We start from the raw sequence: 19,329 nt of genomic DNA on the forward strand, positions 1-19,329 counted from the left end.
AAAATAAAAAACCAATATAAGGAGGTTATTACTATACAAAAGATATTTTTAAATAGTTTAAAAGGAAAATCCTTAATCAAGAAAATGCTCCTCCAAAATTTTGTAACAATGATAATTATGATTATATGTTCGGTATTCATATTCTTAAAAATCATGATAGGAACATCAGATAAGATATTTATAAATTATTATAAAGATATCCTCCAATCACTCAACTATGATTTGGATATAAATACATATAAAAGATTTATAGAAAATCCTACCAAAGCATCATTAGAATACAACAGTCTCTTTGAATACCTAAATAGTTATTCAACTACATTGGATATAAAAAATATTTATATCTCAACAATAAATGAAGAAACAAACACAGAATTTCTTCTCATTCATGGTTCGGACAAATCCGCATCAATTGGAGATACTATATCATCAAATTTAGGAAATAACGCTTTTAAATTAAAAGAAGTCAAATGTGCAAGAGTTAACAATAATAACCCAAATTATAGTTTTTACTCACCTATATTAAATGATTTTGGTAACCCCATAGGATTGATTGCGTTTAAAATACCAGTATCTACATTAAGTAATCTTAATTCACTTAAATTTATTGATAATATACTTTTAATAATTTTATCTACTATACTTTTCATAATTCTTTACATTTATATATCGACTATAATGCTTTGGAATATATTTAAGCCTATTTACATTATCAAAAATCAAGTTATAAGTTTATCGAATAAAATTCTATCAATAAATAGAAATATTTCATTTCCAACGTATGAATTTAACAAAATACAACAATTACTAACCAAAAGTATTGATATCATCAAAAAATTTATATTAAACCTTATAATTTATCTTGAATATGTAAAATTTTCTATTGCCAAAACAAAGGTAAAATCAATTGAAATTACTCATAAAATAAAATCAACAATTTCAAATATAACAAGTGTTTCTAAATCAACGGAAGATATTAATTCAAAAGTCTATATCTTAAAAAATGATATCAAACATTTTTCTGATAATATTCTTGAAATTAAAGATGAAATTAAGGAAACTCTGAGCTCAAATGTACTAGCAACAAATATGTGCCAAAACAACAACAATCTACTTAATATATTCCTTATGGAAATTTCAACACTCATTAAAAAGTTTAAAGTAGAACAAATTGAATGCAAAAAATTAAAGTTCTTATCAGATAAAATTAACAAAATATTATCTAACATATTAAACATAACTAACGAAACAAAACTACTTTCTTTAAACGCTTCAATCGTTGCAATATCTGCAGGAGAACACGGTAAAAGTTTTGGTGTAATTGCAAAAGAAATTGGAGAATTATCACAAAATATCATAAAATCAACTAGCTATATACAAAAAACATTAATAAAAATCAGTGACACCATAAATGCGTTAAATCAAGAATCAATAGAAATTTTTGAGTCATTCAAAATTCATTCTGAAAATTCAAAAGCATTTATCTCAAATTTATCTGAAATGTATACTTCAATAAAAAACATTACTAACTTCTTAAAAAACATATCATATTCTACAGATAAAATTAGCAACAAAAATAACCTGCTTATAGAAAGTATTACAAGCTTAAGTTCAAACTCATCGTACAATTTAAATTCTGTAAAACAAATAGAAAATTTAATTACAAAGATAAATGACAACACACTGACTTTCAAAAATAGTTTTGATTCTTTAAGTGATAATATAAACCAAATAAAATCTGAACTCAATAAATTCAAATTATAATTTTAAAAATTGGAGTAAAACTCATGAAACAATCAATATTTAAAAGGAATTTTTTATTAAAAGAATCCACTCTAAAGTTTAATTCTATAAAAATTAAAGTCTTAATAATAAATTTGTTATTATTTTTCATATTGTTTTTGTTTTTTCAAAAGTCATCTCTATATGTTATAAAAGCATCATCTCTTAACTCTATTAATACATTTGGAGAAACTCTCTTGAAAAACTTTACATCATCCTTCGATATAAATTCATACATTGAATTCATACAAAACCCTACTACATCGAATTATAATTATAACAAATGTGTGCAATCAATAAAAAATTTCAAAAAATATGTTGGTGCTCTATTTGTTCATATAATAACGATTGATAAATCAGGTAGAGAAGTTATGCTTATTGATTCAAGTGAAGAAGAGCTATATCTTCCTCCCGGATATATCCTTAGAGATAAACCATATGAAATTGTTAGTAAGACTTTTAAACAGGGAAATTTTATAGGCGCTCAATACATAAACAACTCTTGGGGTGAGTATCTCTCATTTTATTATCCATTAAAAAATAGCAATACAGGGAAAGTTATTGGAATTATAGGCATGGACTTGGATCTCAAATATTTTAACGAAATTCAGGAAATAACTAAAAATAAAATTGAATCATTTATAATTAAATTTTCAACTTCATTATACTTATTAGCACTCTTGACTTTAATAGTCTTTATATTTAAGTTTTCTTCTCCTATAAAAAATATTGAGATATTTTTAGATAAAATATCCCAAGGAAATTTATCTGAAAAATTAGAATATTACAATGAAACAAATGAATTTTCATCAATACAAAATATTTTTATATACATGATTGAAAATACTAAAAAGATTTTAAAATCCGTAATATCAACATCAAAAGAAATTCATTCAACTTTCATAGATATAGAATCAAAAAAAACAGACATTGTATCCAAAATTTCAAATATCAACGAATTAACTTCTACAATTTCTAAATCAAATGAAAAAATACTTTTAAATACAAATAATGTTAAAAATGAAATTTTCTCTTTCAATTCTTCAATTAGTAAAATGATAAAGGAAATATTTGATACAAAAGAAATCTCTGAAAATACAAAAAAAATATATAAATGCAATTCTGAAAAAATCGAATCATTCATTTTAGAAATTGAGCCACTTATTGAGAAATTTGAAAACTTTAGAGCAAAAACTATAATATTAAACGAACTCTCAAGCGAAATAAAACAGATATTAAAAGAGATTCATGATATTGCAACACAAACTAAACTCCTCTCATTAAATGCATCAATCGTTGCAGCATCAGCCGGAGAACATGGCGATGGATTCGCTGTTGTATCACAAGAAATAGGTGATTTATCTTATAAAAGTAGCCAATCAGTATCAACAATACAAGACACTTTAGCTACTATAATTAAAATAATATCATTCATGAATACAGATACAATAACAACTTCAGCAATTCTCAAAGAACAGGCTATAAAATCATCAATATTCTCTAAAAATATTTCATCAATAAATAAGTTAATAGAGAAGATGTCATTATCATTTGAAAGTATCTCCGAGAAATCAACTATACTTTCAGATAAAAATGATTTAATGCTATCGTCAATAAAATATATAAATGACAATTCAAAATCTAATAACTTTTTATTAAAATCAATATCTAAATCAACTAAACAACTTTCAGATATATCAGAGTACTTCAAAATAGAATTTAAAAAGATTAATAAATATATAAAAAATATCCGAGATTCATATAAAGTATTTAAAATCAAAAAAGAAGAAGAGTAGTTATTAACAACTACTCTTCTTCTCGACTATGCAAATATAGATAAAAGCACGCCAGCTGCAACAGCTGATCCTATAACTCCAGCAACATTTGGTCCCATTGCATGCATAAGCAGAAAATTTGACGGGTCTTCTTCCACTCCTATTTTATGAACAACCCTAGCAGCCATTGGAACAGCACTAACTCCAGCAGCTCCAATCATAGGATTAACCTTACCTTTTGTAAATACACACATTATTTTCCCAAATATAACTCCAAATGCCGTACCAAATACAAAAGCTATAAGCCCTAAAATTATTATCTTAATCGTACTAAACTGTAAAAAACTTTGGGCTGTTGCAGTAGCTCCAACCGTTATACCAATAAATACCGTAACTACATATAAAAGTGCATTTTTAATGTTCTCAACTAATTGAGGAACAACTCCACTCTCTTTTATCAAATTCCCAAACATCAGCATACCAACTAATGTTATAGAACTAGGTATAATTAATGCTGTCAATGCCGTTACAATAATAGGAAATATTATTTTTTCGGTTTTTGAAACTTCTCTTAATTGAACCATCTTTATCCTACGTTCTTTTTTACTCGTAAGAAGTTTTATTATAGGGGGTTGAATAACAGGTATAAGTGCCATATAAGAGTATGCTGCAATCGCAATTGATCCTAATTGATGCGGTGCAAGTTTACTTGTTAAATATATTGCAGTAGGTCCATCAGCTCCTCCTATAATTCCAATAGATGCTGATTCATTTACACTAAATCCTAAATACATAGCAATTAGAAATGCAACAAAAATTCCTATTTGTGATGCAGCTCCAAGTAAAAAATTCTTCGGACTTGCTATTAATGGAGCAAAGTCAATTGATGCTCCAATAGCCATAAAAATTAGTGGAGGAAATATTCCAAGTTTAACTCCCTGATATAAAATATATAAAAGCCCACCTTCATCCATAAGACCCTCTCCAACAGGAACCGGAAAATTGACTAAAAACATACCAAAAGCAATAGGTAGAAGAAGATATGGCTCATACTTTTTAAATATAGCAAGATACATAAACACCAACGAAATCAATATCATTATCAAATTACTAGGATTCTCTATTAAAAATTTAATTCCCGAAACACTATAAAGATTATATATCATATCTAAAAAATTAATATTCAAACATACATCTCTCCTAACTTATAACTAGCAACACATCTTGATTATTTACATTTTTACCTTCAGATACAAATATATCACTAACTACACCTGAAACTGGAGAAAGTATTTCATTTTCCATTTTCATAGCTTCAAGAATCAATAATACATCTCCCTTTGAAACTCTATTACCTTTAGAAACTTTTATTGATAAAATACTTCCTTGCATAGGTGCTTTCACAATTTCACCATTTCCTTCAATCTTATCACTTTTTATGGCATTTGAAACAATATCATCTCTCCTTGATGTTTCTGTTAAATTTCCTTCCTTATTTTCAACAAGCTCAACCTCTACTTCATAAGCCTTACCATTAACTTTTATTCTATAAACTTTCATGATGCCTCTTTCCCCCCTACAACCTTTTAATGCTCTTAATTCTGACTCTCTTATTATTTTTTTCATCAACTAAATCAATGGATGCAACAAAAGCTGCAATTAACATATTTTCATCATCTATATCTTCAAATCTAATTTTATGGTTATCTTCTATATGTTTTTTTACTTCACGCACATATTTTTCCTTGTCACTGATTTTATTATTACTATACAAAAAAATCTTAACTAAATTTACTCCTAATGAAATAACCATCAAAACAATAAAAACTATTAATATACAAAATATCGAAAGTATTACTGCATCTTTAATACCAATATCCATATAAATCCCTTCCTAATTTTAATTAAACTCTAAATTTATATTAATAACTTGATTATCATTTTGATTATATTTTTTCTCCAAAAATTTTTTTGATATCTGTGGAAATAAAATATAACTTAACACATCTTCATCACTTCTCGTAAAATCTGATGACTCTTCTTTTATCCTCAAAAACTCATCTTGAAGTAAATCCGCAGGTCTACAAGTTATCTCCTCTCCATCCTTTAAAATTTTATCTTTTAAATCTTTACTTATCTCATGTGGGGGACGACCATACAATCCTTTAACATAATCTTTTATTTCTTTTGATATCATCCTATACTGCTCTCCACTTAAAATATTCATAACAGCTTGAGTTCCAACCATTTGGGAAAGTGGAGTAACAAGTGGTGGATATCCTAAATCTTTACGAACTTTAGGTATCTCATCTAAAACTTCTTCGAACTTATCTTCTGACCCTTGTGCTTTCATTTGATTAATCATATTTGAAATCATTCCTCCAGGCAATTGCGTTTCAATTATCTGAGGATTTATAAAATATGACTTAGGAGTTAATACTTCAGATTTTAAATATTTCTCCCTTATAGGCTTAAAATAATCTGCTATTTCTTTTAAAGAATCATACTTAACATCGCATTTATGTTCTGACCCTAAAAACGTTTTAACTATCGACTCTGTAGGCGGCTGACTCGTACCTCCTCCTAAAGTTGATATAGCAGTATCAATTATATCTACACCTGCTTCAATCGCTTTTAAATAAAGCATCTCTCCAACACCACAAGTTGAATGAGTATGTAATTCAACTGGAATAGAAATATTTTCTTTAATATCTCGTATAAGCTCATATCCATTATAAGGTAACAAAATTCCCGACATATCCTTAATACAAATTGAATGTGCCCCCATCTCCTCAACTTGTTTAGATAAATTTATATAGTACTCATGTGTGTGTACAGGGCTTATAGAATAGCTCATAGCTACTTGTAAATGAGCTCCATATTTTATAGTTGCACCAATAGATGTTTTCAAATTTCTCAAATCATTTAACGCATCAAATATCCTAATTATATCTATCCCATTTTCAATGGATTTATATATAAACCTATCTACTACATCATCTGCATAGTGCCTATAACCTAAAATATTTTGACCCCTAAACAGCATTTGAAGTTTTGTATTTTTAACATTTTCTCTTATACGTCTAAGCCTATCCCATGGGTCCTCATTTAAATATCTAATGCAGGAGTCAAACGTAGCCCCACCCCAAACCTCTAGAGCATGATATCCAACATTATCCATTTTATGTAATATAGGCAAAATTTCATCCGTTGTTAACCTAGTTGCTATAAGACTTTGATGTCCATCACGTAAACAAGTTTCAGTAATTTTAAACTTTTTCAATGTTCCTCCAAACTCCTTTTGCTAAATTTTTATAATTTAGAGTTTAAAACAATATCGTATAGTCACATATTATATAGGATTCCCATAATAAAATAAAAAAATAACTAAATTAATTTGTTTACGATTATAACACAAAAAGAGCCTACGTAAAACATCGTTATACGTAGACTCCTTATTATTTTCAACTATTTTGTTTAACATAATCAAATAGGTTTATTGATGCACCAATAATTACAAGTAAACCAGGTATTATTAAAGGAATAAGTGAAAGTATACCACCTAATATCATAATGATACATGATGATATTCTCACTTCTTTCCAACTCATAAACGTTCCAACTATCGATAATATAAAACCAACCAACATAATAATAAAAATTAAAGTTGATATACCCATTGAATAATTATAAAAATTTTCTATCCCTTGTAAAAAATTTATCATTTCAAGTTCAACTAATATTTTTGTGATAAAAGAAGTCATAATATTTTTAGCTAATTTCCCAAATAAAAGTATAAAAAGTCCAGCAAAAAGAAGCATTAATCCTGAAATACTAGATCCAATTAAACCTAAAGTATATGCTAAAATCCCTTTTTTTGCTCCTCTATTAACCCTGTGTTGTTTTTCGTATTCTATAATATCCATATTTCCTCCTTAAAAACATAAAATAATATATATTTTAACATATACATTCTGCTATATAATTTATTGAAAATGATAATAAAATTAAATTTAATTAATAAACTCTTAATCTTGTATTATTTCATTGAGTGTGTGCCAAGCAAGTGTAGCACATTTAACCCTTGCTGGCATATTTTGCATATTTTGAAATACTATGCCATCTCCAAGTTCATTAATTTCATCTTCTGTTACTTCTCTCTTTATCATTCTTATAAATATATCGATAATTCGTTTTGCTTCTTCAACCTTTTTCCCTTTAACCAAATCAATCATTATAGATGTAGATGCCATAGAAATCATACATCCTTCTCCGATAAATGCAATATCATCAATTATGCCATCACAAACCCTCATTGATATTGTTATCTCATCTCCACAACTATGATTTACTCCTCTTTTTTTAAAATCATATGGTTCTACTTCTCTTTTATTTTCTGTATTTTTACCGTAATAAAGAATGGTATCCTTATACAATTCATCAAGATCCATAAAATTCACCTCAAAATTTTAAAATTTTTCTTATTTCTGATACCTTATCAAAAAAATAGTCTATCTCTTCATTTGTATTATAAAAATACAAACTAGCTCTCGTCGTAGAATTTAATCCCATTTTTCTCATGAAAGGTTGTGAACAATGATTACCTGATCTTACTGCTATCCCATATGAATCAAGTATAGTTGATACATCATGTGGATGTACTCCAACTACATTAAATGAAAACACACAAACTCTTTTATCATAATCTTCAGGACCGTAAACCTCTATATCGCTACACTCCTTAGCTTTATCAAGAAAATATTTCTTGAGTGAGTTTTCATATCTAACAATTTCCTCAAATCCCACAGAGTCTATATATTTTATTGCAGCATTAAGCCCCGCAATCGATGAAACGTTTTGAGTTCCACCTTCAAACGCTTCATGAAATTTTTTAAAGGAAACTTCATCCTCAAACACATAATCAATCATATCTCCCCCATATAAAAATGGATTCATATCATCAATTACATCATCTGATGCATACAAAACACCTATACCTTGAGGAGATAAAACTTTATGTCCAGAAAAGACTAAAAAATCTACACCATCATAATCCACATTAAACTTTATATGAGTCATAGATTGAGAAGCATCAATTAAAACTTTAGCTCCAATTTCCTTACTCTTTTTTATTATAGTTTTATAATCATGTACCACTCCAAAAGTATTAGTAACTGGAGTAAAAGATACAATTTTAGGTTTTTCATTAAGCTTTTCAAGAAAATCCTCGAATGTAATCTCCCCAAATTTGTCCACATAAAAATAATTAAGCTTAATTCCCTTATTGTCACAAATAACTTTCCATGGTACTAAATTCGAGTGATGAGAATCTATTCCAATTAAAATCTCATCCCCTTTTTTTAAATTGTTCATAGCATAAGAATATACAACTATATTTAAAGCCTCTGTAGCACTTTTTGTAAAAATTATATTTTTCCTATGTTTTGCCCCTATAAAATCCTTAACTCTATTTCTTGTTTCATCCATTATTGAGGCCGCTCTAACTGCCGCAATATGAGATCCTCTATTTGCATTTCCAAATGAATTTATGTAAATATCCTTCATTGCATCAATAACACAGTTTGGTTTTAAACTCGTAGCTGCATTATCAAAATATATTATTGGGGATCCGTTATCTGATCTACATAATAGAGCCGGAAAATCTTCCCTAATTTTAGAAATATCCAATCTAAATTGCCTCCATTAAAATATCCACAAATTTATCAATCATCTCTTTATTTCGTACGCCCTCTAGCATATTTAAAAATTTACCTTTTAATATCAAGCCCTTAGCCTGTTTTTCTGTAAAACCACGACTGAGTAAATAAAATATTTTATCTTTATTAATTGAATTAGCCGTAAATCCATGACCCCCTTTAACATTTTTCTCATCACATAAAAGTAGTGGGAGTGATTTATTAACTGCATTTTTACTCAATATAATAACTTCCTCACTCTCATTTCCAATCGCATTCAAACATCCCTTTTTAAAATCAATCGCTCCCCTAAATATTTTCTTACTATTATCAAGCAAAATACCCTTACCATTTATTAAAGCATTGCTCTCTTTACCAATCATAGCAGAAGTCAAATTATAATCATACTTGTAATCTTTTGAACAAATATAACAAACATTTGTCTTACTTGAAGACTTATTACCATTTAAATATAATTCACAATTTGTGTATACACTATTTTGGTTCACATTTATCAATAAAAAATCAACATGTGCATTGTCATCTATATCTCCCAAAACATTTATAAAACCCTTAGAAAATGAATTGATAAAAAGTACAAGTTTTACTTTCGAGTTTCTTTTAGCATTTATATAATAAAAATGATTAAATTGATCTCCATTACCACAAATCTCACTATTTATATATAAATCCTTACCTTCACCGCATTCTATATTAAAAGTTACAGTAGATACTCCATCATTTAAACATTCCTTCAGATTTAACTCAGAATTTTCATCATTAACTTTAACATTAATGAATTTTCCTTTGATTAAATCATAAATAACTTCTTTAGCTATCCCACCATTTATCCTAGAACACAAATTTGAGATATTATTTTTAATATTATCGTCAAAATCAATTAACAAACCCGAATTATTTATTACTACATTTGAATTATTAATGCTATTTGATATAAAATTTTCTTCACTAAAATTTCCTTTAAGATAACTATAAGTTCTTACAATTGTTTCATTAACCCTAACTTTTTGACTCATATTTCTATAACCCCTGCATTTCAACATTTATAAGATTATTCATTTCAATCGCATACTCAAGCGGTAATTCTTTAGATATTTCCTCTGCAAAACCCCTGACAATAAGAGCCTTAGCATCTTTTTCACTTAAACCACGAGTTTGAAGATAGAAAATCTTATCATCATTTATATTTCCAATTGTAGCCTCATGACCTACATCAACATTTTCACAATTTATTTCAATATAGGGTATAGTATCTGAGGAAGATTGCTCATCCAACACTAGTGAATCGCAAGTAATATTTGTCTTAGATCCCTCAGCATTTTTCTTAAACGTAACCATTCCTCTATAATTTCCTACACCACCCGATTTTGCAATAGATTTTGAGCATATGTTGGAAGAAGTATTAGGTGCAGCATGGACAACCTTAGCACCTGTATCCAAACATTGACCTTCTGATGCAAAAGAAATTCCTAAAAAATCACAAGTTGCATTTTCTCCTTTAAGTATACTCATAGGATATAGCATAGAAATTTTAGATCCAAACGATCCCGATACCCACTCAATTTTACCATTTTTCTCAACCATCGAACGCTTTGTATTTAAATTAAACATATTTTTAGACCAATTTTCAATCGTTGAATATCTTAACGTTGCATTTTCCTTAACAAACAATTCAACACAACCAGCATGCATATTATAAACATTGTGTTTAGGAGCTGAACATCCTTCTATAAAACTCAAATAAGCTCCTTCATCGACCACAATCAAAGTATGTTCGAATTGACCTGCACCTTTTGCATTAAGTCTAAAATATGATTGAAGTGGAATCTCAACTTTAACACCTTTTGGTATGTAAATAAATGATCCTCCAGACCACACCGCACCGTGAAGTGCCGCAAACTTATGATCGGTTGGAGGAACAAGTGTCATAAAATATTTTTTAACAAGCTCTTCATGCTCTTTTAAGGCAAGCTCCATATGCATATAAATAACTCCCTGAGCTTTCAAATCCTCACGAACATTATGATAAACCACCTCAGAATCATACTGTGCTTCAACACCAGCTAAACACTCCTTCTCAGCATTCAAAATTCCAAGCTTATCAAAAGTATCTTTTATATATTCTGGAGTATCCTTCCAATCATTTGAAAATTTACCGTTAGGCTTAACATATGAAACAATATTTTCTATATCAAGTTCATCAATATTAGGTCCCCAAACAGGCAAAGGCATATTATTATAAATTTCAAGAGATTTGAGCCTAAAATCAGTCATCCATTTAGGTTCATCTTTTTGCTTAGAAATTTCCATTATAATATCCTTCGATAAACCTTTGTTACTTACAAATTCTTCATAATTTTCATGTTTAAAATCATATCTGCTTCTATCAATATCATTTATTCTCATAACGAACTATTTCTCCTCCAATAGAACTGAATAACCATTTTTATTTACTTCATCAAACAATTCTATCCCTCCAGTTTTAACATTTTGACCATCTTTTAATATATGTACATGAGTCACATTAAGCTCACGGATAATCTCTTCTCTATGAGTAATTATAATAACAGCCTTATCTTTAGTTATTAAATTTTTAAGAATATCACACACAGAACGAACAGCATCTATATCAAGTCCAGAGTCTATTTCATCTAATATTATCAACTCAGGATTTAAAAATTTCATTTGAAGTAATTCACTCTTTTTCTTCTCTCCACCAGAAAATCCGGAATTTAAATATCTAAGAATATGAGAGTCTTGCAATCCAACATCCCCAAATTCTTTACTCAAACTCATATTAAACGCAAGATTAGGTTTTTCATTTTTAACCTTACTTTTAAGCTCTCTTAAATAATCTTTATATACAAGACCTTCTATTTCTTCAACTTGTTGAAAACATAAAAATATTCCTTTTCTCGCTCTCTCATCTGGAGTTAAATTATTTATTTTCTCTCCTTTAAAAAATATATCTCCATTTACAACTGTGTATCTAGGATTTCCAAGTATACTCATAGATAAAGATGATTTACCACTTCCATTTGGTCCAAGTATAACATGAACTTCTCCTGAATTAACTGAAAGATTTATATTATTTAAAACATTCTTTTCATTTACATTAACACTAAAATTTTGTATATCTAAAAAATTCATAAAATTAACTCCTCTAAATTTCCAAATTAATCTATACCTTTTTAGTATGAATTACATTTTTTATTCTAACTTATACAAAATATAAATTGCAATATCAATTAGACAAAAATATTTTAAATTATAAATTCACATTATTTTTCGCTTAAAAAAAAATAAAAGATAGCACCATTTAATGCTATCTTAATTATTAACCACTTCAATCAATGGTTTATTTTGAAATCCAAGTTCCTGATCTTTCAAACTCAAATCATTTATTTTAGCTAATTGTACATATGTATTTATATCATTTTCATTTTTAAAAAACATTAACATCGATAAATCATAATGTGTAAATACCATGATATCTAATTTATCAAAATAAAAACTAGTAAAATGAATCTCTCTTGTGCAAAGACTCATAAACATTTTAAAAACACCAAAATCATTAATTTTATAAACATCTTCATCTCTTACATGAGAACGTAAAATATTTATAAGTTTGATTGAATCCTTATAATCTAAATCTCTTAACATATATAAAATCTTCATATTATCTATTTTATCTATATTAAAATTACCAACATACATAGTTCCATGATTCAATTTAAAAATATCCTCAAAAAATCTAAATATTTTATCTTCAAATTTTAAATTATACTCTAATCCATGCTCAACAAAATCCAATTTGCTCTTATTATTATAAACTCTTTCTTCATCATTAATATATAATACTTTTAAAAAGTATTCATTAGTTATATTCTCCATCCCAAAATTCATAGAGTCAACAAACTTCTTTGTTATATCTCTTTCTAATGTATTAAGTATATGTAACATAGTTACCCCCTAAATTCCCAATTTTTTACCATGTTACATTTATTATACATAATTACATTTTATAAATAAAGTTAAACTGAACACAAAAAAAGTATCATTTTTTACAAAATTTACTAAAAGTGTTCTAATAATTTTTTTATAGCATATCCAACTCCATCTTTATCAAAATCAAGAGTTATGAAATCAGCTTTTAATTTCAATTCATCTATCGCATTATTTACAGCAACTTTATACCCACACTCTTTAAACATAGATATATCGTTCCCCCCATCACCTATACACATAATATGTTCTTTATCTATATTTAAATATTTTCTAAGTTCAGCAACTCCTTTTCCTTTCCCTTCACCTTTTTTCAATATTTCAATTGTATTAACCCATGAATACTCTACTTCAAATTCTCCTAATTCTATGATTTTTAATATTAAATCATTAAGCTTATTTTCATCATCACTCGAAACTAAAACCTTACATATCTTATCTCCATTATTTTTAAATAATTCATCCCACTCATCTTCATCTTCAATTACAACCTTCTTCATAGAGTGTTCATTTTTATTCTCCTCATCATGATAATCATCCAAATTATTATTAGAATAAATTGTATCTATTGTAGAATAATGTGTGTTAAAATGTTTTTCTTTTACAAATTTATGTATTTTAACTAAATTATCTACACCAAAAAAACTTGAATATACAATCTTATTATTTTCAATATCATATACATATGTTCCATTGTTTCCTAACGCATATGTAGGTATCCCTAAAACTTTTGAAAAATATAAACAATGTATAAATAATCTACCCGTAACTAAAGCTATCTTTATCCCATTATTGTACGCCTTATTTATATATTCTATATTTACACTAGAAATATTTGAGATATCTTTAAGCGTAGTACCATCCAAATCTAAACAAATTAATTTTATATTTTTCACAATTTACCTCCAAACAATATAAATCAACTACAAACCTATACTTAAACAACCTATATTAATCTCTGTTAATATAAAATCAAGTAAAACTATAAATACAAATATAATCCCCCCTAAATAATAAGCAAAATTAACTAAGTAGACATTTATTATTATAAATATCAAATTTATCAATAATAGCTTCCATAACACCTTTATTTGATTTTTAATATACTCAATTTTATATTTATTAAACCTTATATCAGCTAATCTAAATAATCTAATGTTATACATAAAATATAAAAATGTTAAAACTATTATCATAACTACCATAATTAAATATTTAATTGGACTAAAAAACAAGCCAATTAAAGATAACCCTAAAATTATTAATCCAAAAGACATAAATACAATAAAATTAATAAATAAATATTTTTTATACAATACTGTTTTTTTATCATTTGTATTATTTAATTTTAAACATATATTTTTAAATTTAATTCCCTGGATTAAAAGTTGAAACAAATAAATAAAAAATATTATGTAAAATGTTCTAACAAATGATAAATTATTCAAATAACTTTCAGTGAATCTTATTAATATACTACCAATTATATATGAAATTAAAATAAATATTAATTGATTAATCCTAATTGATTTTATATTGTTGTTGTGATTCATTCTTTGATACTCCTCTATTATTTAAAATCTATTAAAAATTTATATGATTTCAAATAATATTTTTATTCCATATAAAAAAGTACATAGATATACTATGTACTTTTTTATAATCATTCTATTGTTAAAACATTTTGTGATGTATTTTCATTTCCACACAATGTATTTCTATATAATAAATAATATGCAGCTGCACTCCAACTAAAATTCTTTGCATGAAGTGCTTCTCCTGTTAAAGGATTATAATTTTCATTAATAGGATTTGAAGATAAAATACCTTGTGCATTATCAAATAACTTATAAGTTAACTCAATTGCTTCTTTTTTGTACCCATAATTTTCTAATGCTTCAATTCCATATAATGCCTGGTCTAACCATACAGGACCTCTCCAATATACATTTGGATTAAAAAAAGGATTGTCCTTAGATGCTGTTGGAAATGGAACGTTTAAATTAAATTTTTCAGGATCTAATATATTTTGTACGACTTTCTCTGCTTTATCTGAAGGCGCAAGTTTTGCCCATAATGGTATATATCCTTCTGTACCTTTACCTCTATTTACCAATAATTTCTTATTATTGCCTGTTTTATCTATCTGTAAATCGTAATAAAATCCAGTTTCATCATCATACATAAATTTATTTATATAATCAGCTACCTCTTTAGCTTCATTCTTATATTTAACAGCATCTTCATTATTACCTAACAACTCAGCAAAATACTTTAAAAAAGCTTTTTCTGCATACAAATACGCATTTAAATCAACTGACTCTTGATTTATTGAATACCCAACTATATCTCCATTTTTATTTGTGTTTTTAAATACTTGTACTCCAATATCCCCTTCTCCGATACCTTCTTTATCAAATCTTATAGCATTATCCATACCACTTTCCCAAGCTGCAGCCTCAATAATTGCATCATTATTTAAAATTGGTGTATTACTTTCATCTTTTAAAATATTTCCATTACTATCATATTTATAATGCGCTTCATGAACCATAGCTCCATATTCAGCAATACCATTTTTATCTGTATCTCTATTCCTATACCACCACTCATGATAAGCCTTTAATTTAGGATACATTTCCTTTACAAATTCTATATCCTTATCTTCCTTATAAACATTATAAACAGCCCAAGCTGCTAGAGGTGGCTTTGAATTCCTTTTATTAAAAGATTCTTCTTGATAATATATAGCATCCAATATCACTCCCTCATCCTGTGGGCGCTTCTCATCTGTGGATTGAACTTGATAATCAAACATTACTCTTATAGAATCTTTTGCAAGTTCTGTATCAAATCCAGCAACTGCAACCGCATTTTTCCAAGAGTCCCATGCCCATAATCCATTAAACCATCTATATGAAACTGATGGAGTAATTCCAGAATTTTTTAAATCTCCAGCCTCACTCCTCCAATTTGTAGTAAGTGTCATAATAGATTTTATCGCAGCATTTTTATAAGCCTTACTAACACTTCCATCATCTTTTATCGTGTTGTTTATATAACTCTGCCACCTTATAAGATTCTCTGAAAAATATCTTTCAGGATTATTTTGTATACTTGAAATTTTGAATTGCTCACTCTTATACTCGTCATCTGTAAATGTAAAACTTTCAGTTCTGTTTATTGTATAAGAACCACCCTTATCTAAAATAATCTCATCTTTTAAATAAGTTTTATAAGAATTTTTATCTTCAGAAACCTCAGTACTAACATCTTTATCATAATTTACTAAGAACTTATTATATTTTGTATTTTCCGATAATCCCCCATTCTCCCCATCAAAATTTACTCTTAATCCATTTGATAGAGATTCTATGGAAGGGTTAATATTATATACCTTCTTATTGTGTGTAAAAGAATCAAATAATTTCCCTTCCCATGAAACATTAAACTTTACAGGATCATTGCTTAAATTTATAATTTGAGTTTTTACTATAGCAGTTCTATCTGTTCCAAATATCAATTCCATAATTAATTTAAAATCATTTCTAAATTCATAACTTTGAACTAATTTACCTGGATAATATGATAATGTTGGTTTAGCTAAAGATAAATCAACCTCATTTCCATTTTTAACCAGCTTAATTTTAGTAAGTGCCTCAGATAAATTAACCGCTATTGTTTCTGATGTACTCTCAAATAAAATCGTAGGTCCCGCGAATCCTCCCAGATTATTTTTATCATCTAAAGATGGTAAACTATATCCATGCCAAGATCCATTATCCATAAAAGTCGTAAAATCACTTACTTGATAATATCCATATGGTGTATCTGTCAACCTTGCTTGTACATTTAATACGTTTACAAAATCAGAAATTTCATATTTTTTCCCACTTGCATATACAGATGAAGAAAAACAGAGGCTAAAAATCATAAATCCCGATAATAATTTCTTAATAAATTTCCATTTCATTACATTTGCACCTTTCTTAATAAATTCACCTACATAGTTTACACTTATTAGAAAACATTTACAATAACTTGTATATTAGTTTTTAAACAAAAAAAATAAATAGGCTAGAAACCTATTTACTTAATATCAATATTTATAAGGGCAACCATTACTATATATTCTTTGCTATTATTTCCCTTATTTAAAACAGATTTTATTTTTATATTAAATACTTTAAAATTATCATTAATATTTATCTTACTTATAAATTCCTCAACATCCTTTATTATATCTACTTGTTTAGGTAATTTATCGTATACAAGAATTAATTTTTTGTATTTAAATACCGGTAAATTATTAAAAGTAACGGAATCATTGATTTTATCATTTTTATTATTTGTAAATAATGATTCACAATTTTTACTATAAGAATCATTTAAATTTATTTTTAAATAATCTTTCTCCTCTTTAAACATAATCTAGCTCCAATCTCAATCATTCAAAATATTGGTTTAATCTACTTGTATCTAAACTAAATAATATATATTATTTTCGTTATAAAAATATATTTACTTTACTAAATTAATTTATTAAATTATTTTAGTATAATAATTTATAAAAATTCTATTTAACTTTAATAACATCAATGTAAACAAAAATAGTTATTGCAAAATCTACAATAACTATTTAATACATATTCTTTATTAATTTCATACATTTTATCTTTAGTATAATTTATTTCATATAATAACGCACCTTGTAATACTTTAACTGTTATTATTTGCTTAGTAACTTCAATATAATTATTTCCTTAAGTTAGTACTAAAAAATTAGGTATAATATAAATTGTATATAATCAGTTATTTATTATAAATTTTTAAATTAATGCTGTAACTACAATGTGAGTATATAAATTATTCATAAATCTCAATGTATTTCTTACTCTATCTTTTTCATATAAACTATAAACATACGTACTTGAATCATCAAAAGTAAATCTAAGTTTAGATAAATCATAACTCAAAATTTTATTTAAAAGCTCAAGATCCTCTTTTGAGTTAATTTTAATTTTAAATTCATGAACTGAAATTCCTTTTTCATCATATTTACTTTGATCTTTATAGCTAACCTCCAAATCTAAAGATTCATTTCCTAAAACTATGTCCGCCTTAGTTATAAGTTTACCAAGATTTCTTGAAGTAACACTCAATCCTAAAGTTATAAAATCATTATTCTTGTCTCCATCTAATTCTATAAATGGTGAAATATATACAGATTTAGGAGTATCATTTGGTAATTCTACTTGATAATCGAGTGCATGTACAATTCGTTTTATATTTCCACTCGATACACTTTTTATATCTTCATACATCTTATCTTCTGTTTTATTTGCAAATATTGGAAACATGCCTAATATAGTTTCAATATCCCTATTACTATCCTCGCTTTGAGCTAACACAGCTTGTTCAACTTTTGTAAATTCTTCATATAAACCATTTATATACTCTATTTTTTCAGAATCATATTCCTCTCTTAATTCTGCAACACCAAAATTATTTAAATTTTGAAATTCTGGCGTAGTTCCAATTTTATATGAAAATTCACGAAAAGAATTCTCGCCAAACATCATTTTACTTACTTCATGTCTTGCAGAATTTTTATCATTTAATTTTTCATTTTCTTCTTCAATTTTTCCTATCCAATAATTACTCTCCTCATCGCTTGGGGATTTATTAAATAATAATTTATATATCATATCTATAAATTCTTTATCACTAACATCTTTTGATAAAAATTCTTCTCCCGTTACTAAAGAAATCATATAATTATATAATGATTCATTATGATTTCCAAGTAAATAACTCCAATACTCAATACCTGTATCATCTAAATTATTCCTATTTAAAAAAACCTCATAACTCTTTACCACAAAATCATTCACAGAATTATATATTGGTCCAGAATCAACATTAGTTTCAATATTAACATTTACTCCAGTATTATCACTATTTTCAGCATTAACCTTAATTAAACTAAAGCCGAATAATAAACAAATAAGTGAACTAGATAATATTTTACAAAATTTCCTCCTTAGCAT

18 protein-coding genes are annotated in these 19,329 nt (G+C 26.8%); 2 read left to right on the forward strand and 16 right to left on the reverse strand.

All coding sequences use genetic code 11. The features are described 5' to 3' along the window. The first annotated feature begins 108 nt into the window (after positions 1-108). Positions 109-1,764, forward strand: coding sequence for a methyl-accepting chemotaxis protein (locus RATSFB_RS05435; protein WP_014095036.1), 1,656 nt, complete (start codon positions 109-111; stop codon positions 1,762-1,764). 305 nt (positions 1,765-2,069) lie between these two features. Next, a complete protein-coding gene (locus tag RATSFB_RS05440) occupies positions 2,070-3,578 on the forward strand; it encodes a methyl-accepting chemotaxis protein (RefSeq protein WP_242821394.1) in 1,509 nt (502 codons plus the stop codon). Between the two features lie 26 nt (positions 3,579-3,604). Here the strand turns inward: RATSFB_RS05440 and RATSFB_RS05445 are convergent, their stop codons facing one another. The 16 genes from RATSFB_RS05445 to RATSFB_RS05520 form a co-directional block, all read right to left on the reverse strand. Continuing rightward, positions 3,605-4,744 (reverse strand): sodium ion-translocating decarboxylase subunit beta, encoded by a 1,140-nt coding sequence (locus RATSFB_RS05445; RefSeq protein ID WP_014095038.1) that lies wholly within the window; start codon positions 4,742-4,744, stop codon positions 3,605-3,607. Positions 4,745-4,757: 13 nt separating this feature from the next. Further along, positions 4,758-5,117 carry a biotin/lipoyl-containing protein gene (locus RATSFB_RS05450; protein WP_014095039.1) on the reverse strand — a complete coding sequence of 120 codons (360 nt, stop codon included), beginning with the start codon at positions 5,115-5,117 and terminating at the stop codon, positions 4,758-4,760. A gap of 16 nt (positions 5,118-5,133) precedes the next feature. Beyond that, on the reverse strand, positions 5,134-5,439 hold the full coding sequence (locus RATSFB_RS05455) for an OadG family protein (protein ID WP_014095040.1): 306 nt from the start codon (positions 5,437-5,439) through the stop codon (positions 5,134-5,136). A gap of 18 nt (positions 5,440-5,457) precedes the next feature. Then, positions 5,458-6,840: an oxaloacetate decarboxylase subunit alpha gene (locus tag RATSFB_RS05460; RefSeq protein WP_014095041.1), complete on the reverse strand. Its 1,383-nt coding sequence runs from the start codon at positions 6,838-6,840 to the stop codon at positions 5,458-5,460. Between the two features lie 181 nt (positions 6,841-7,021). Further along, a complete protein-coding gene (locus tag RATSFB_RS05465; protein ID WP_014095042.1) occupies positions 7,022-7,483 on the reverse strand; it encodes a hypothetical protein in 462 nt (153 codons plus the stop codon). A 102-nt stretch (positions 7,484-7,585) separates the two neighbouring features. Continuing rightward, complete coding sequence (gene sufU / locus RATSFB_RS05470) at positions 7,586-8,008, reverse strand: Fe-S cluster assembly sulfur transfer protein SufU (protein WP_014095043.1); 423 nt, start codon at positions 8,006-8,008, stop codon at positions 7,586-7,588. A gap of 10 nt (positions 8,009-8,018) precedes the next feature. After that, positions 8,019-9,245 carry an aminotransferase class V-fold PLP-dependent enzyme gene (locus RATSFB_RS05475; protein ID WP_014095044.1) on the reverse strand — a complete coding sequence of 409 codons (1,227 nt, stop codon included), beginning with the start codon at positions 9,243-9,245 and terminating at the stop codon, positions 8,019-8,021. 1 nt (position 9,246) lies between these two features. Continuing rightward, positions 9,247-10,290, reverse strand: coding sequence for a SufB/SufD family protein (locus tag RATSFB_RS05480; RefSeq protein WP_014095045.1), 1,044 nt, complete (start codon positions 10,288-10,290; stop codon positions 9,247-9,249). Positions 10,291-10,294: 4 nt separating this feature from the next. After that, positions 10,295-11,680: a Fe-S cluster assembly protein SufB gene (gene sufB, locus RATSFB_RS05485; protein ID WP_014095046.1), complete on the reverse strand. Its 1,386-nt coding sequence runs from the start codon at positions 11,678-11,680 to the stop codon at positions 10,295-10,297. Between the two features lie 6 nt (positions 11,681-11,686). Next, complete coding sequence (gene sufC / locus RATSFB_RS05490; RefSeq protein ID WP_014095047.1) at positions 11,687-12,424, reverse strand: Fe-S cluster assembly ATPase SufC; 738 nt, start codon at positions 12,422-12,424, stop codon at positions 11,687-11,689. Positions 12,425-12,604: 180 nt separating this feature from the next. After that, positions 12,605-13,237, reverse strand: a complete 633-nt coding sequence (locus RATSFB_RS05495; RefSeq protein WP_014095048.1) for a hypothetical protein — start codon at positions 13,235-13,237, stop codon at positions 12,605-12,607. Positions 13,238-13,350: 113 nt separating this feature from the next. Further along, positions 13,351-14,175 carry a Cof-type HAD-IIB family hydrolase gene (locus tag RATSFB_RS05500; RefSeq protein WP_014095049.1) on the reverse strand — a complete coding sequence of 275 codons (825 nt, stop codon included), beginning with the start codon at positions 14,173-14,175 and terminating at the stop codon, positions 13,351-13,353. A 27-nt stretch (positions 14,176-14,202) separates the two neighbouring features. Beyond that, complete coding sequence (locus RATSFB_RS05505) at positions 14,203-14,832, reverse strand: hypothetical protein (RefSeq protein ID WP_014095050.1); 630 nt, start codon at positions 14,830-14,832, stop codon at positions 14,203-14,205. Between the two features lie 110 nt (positions 14,833-14,942). Further along, positions 14,943-17,252 (reverse strand): MGH1-like glycoside hydrolase domain-containing protein, encoded by a 2,310-nt coding sequence (locus RATSFB_RS05510; RefSeq protein ID WP_014095051.1) that lies wholly within the window; start codon positions 17,250-17,252, stop codon positions 14,943-14,945. A gap of 116 nt (positions 17,253-17,368) precedes the next feature. Continuing rightward, a complete protein-coding gene (locus RATSFB_RS05515) occupies positions 17,369-17,707 on the reverse strand; it encodes a hypothetical protein (RefSeq protein ID WP_014095052.1) in 339 nt (112 codons plus the stop codon). Between the two features lie 401 nt (positions 17,708-18,108). Continuing rightward, a complete protein-coding gene (locus tag RATSFB_RS05520; RefSeq protein WP_014095053.1) occupies positions 18,109-19,329 on the reverse strand; it encodes a DUF4214 domain-containing protein in 1,221 nt (406 codons plus the stop codon).

This window comes from Candidatus Arthromitus sp. SFB-rat-Yit (assembly GCF_000283555.1).
Taxonomy (GTDB): Bacteria; Bacillota; Clostridia; order Clostridiales; family Clostridiaceae; genus Dwaynesavagella.

Coding starts and splice junctions, on each gene's coding strand:
- RATSFB_RS05435 (WP_014095036.1), top strand. CDS start 109: ATGATAATTATGATTATATGTTCGGTATTCATATTCTTAAAAATCATG.
- RATSFB_RS05450 (WP_014095039.1), bottom strand. CDS start 5,117: ATGAAAGTTTATAGAATAAAAGTTAATGGTAAGGCTTATGAAGTAGAG.
- RATSFB_RS05455 (WP_014095040.1), bottom strand. CDS start 5,439: ATGGATATTGGTATTAAAGATGCAGTAATACTTTCGATATTTTGTATA.
- RATSFB_RS05465 (WP_014095042.1), bottom strand. CDS start 7,483: ATGGATATTATAGAATACGAAAAACAACACAGGGTTAATAGAGGAGCA.
- sufU (WP_014095043.1), bottom strand. CDS start 8,008: ATGGATCTTGATGAATTGTATAAGGATACCATTCTTTATTACGGTAAA.
- RATSFB_RS05480 (WP_014095045.1), bottom strand. CDS start 10,290: ATGAGTCAAAAAGTTAGGGTTAATGAAACAATTGTAAGAACTTATAGT.
- sufB (WP_014095046.1), bottom strand. CDS start 11,680: ATGAGAATAAATGATATTGATAGAAGCAGATATGATTTTAAACATGAA.
- sufC (WP_014095047.1), bottom strand. CDS start 12,424: ATGAATTTTTTAGATATACAAAATTTTAGTGTTAATGTAAATGAAAAG.
- RATSFB_RS05495 (WP_014095048.1), bottom strand. CDS start 13,237: ATGTTACATATACTTAATACATTAGAAAGAGATATAACAAAGAAGTTT.
- RATSFB_RS05505 (WP_014095050.1), bottom strand. CDS start 14,832: ATGAATCACAACAACAATATAAAATCAATTAGGATTAATCAATTAATA.
- RATSFB_RS05510 (WP_014095051.1), bottom strand. CDS start 17,252: ATGAAATGGAAATTTATTAAGAAATTATTATCGGGATTTATGATTTTT.
- RATSFB_RS05515 (WP_014095052.1), bottom strand. CDS start 17,707: ATGTTTAAAGAGGAGAAAGATTATTTAAAAATAAATTTAAATGATTCT.
- RATSFB_RS05520 (WP_014095053.1), bottom strand. CDS start 19,329: ATGCTAAGGAGGAAATTTTGTAAAATATTATCTAGTTCACTTATTTGT.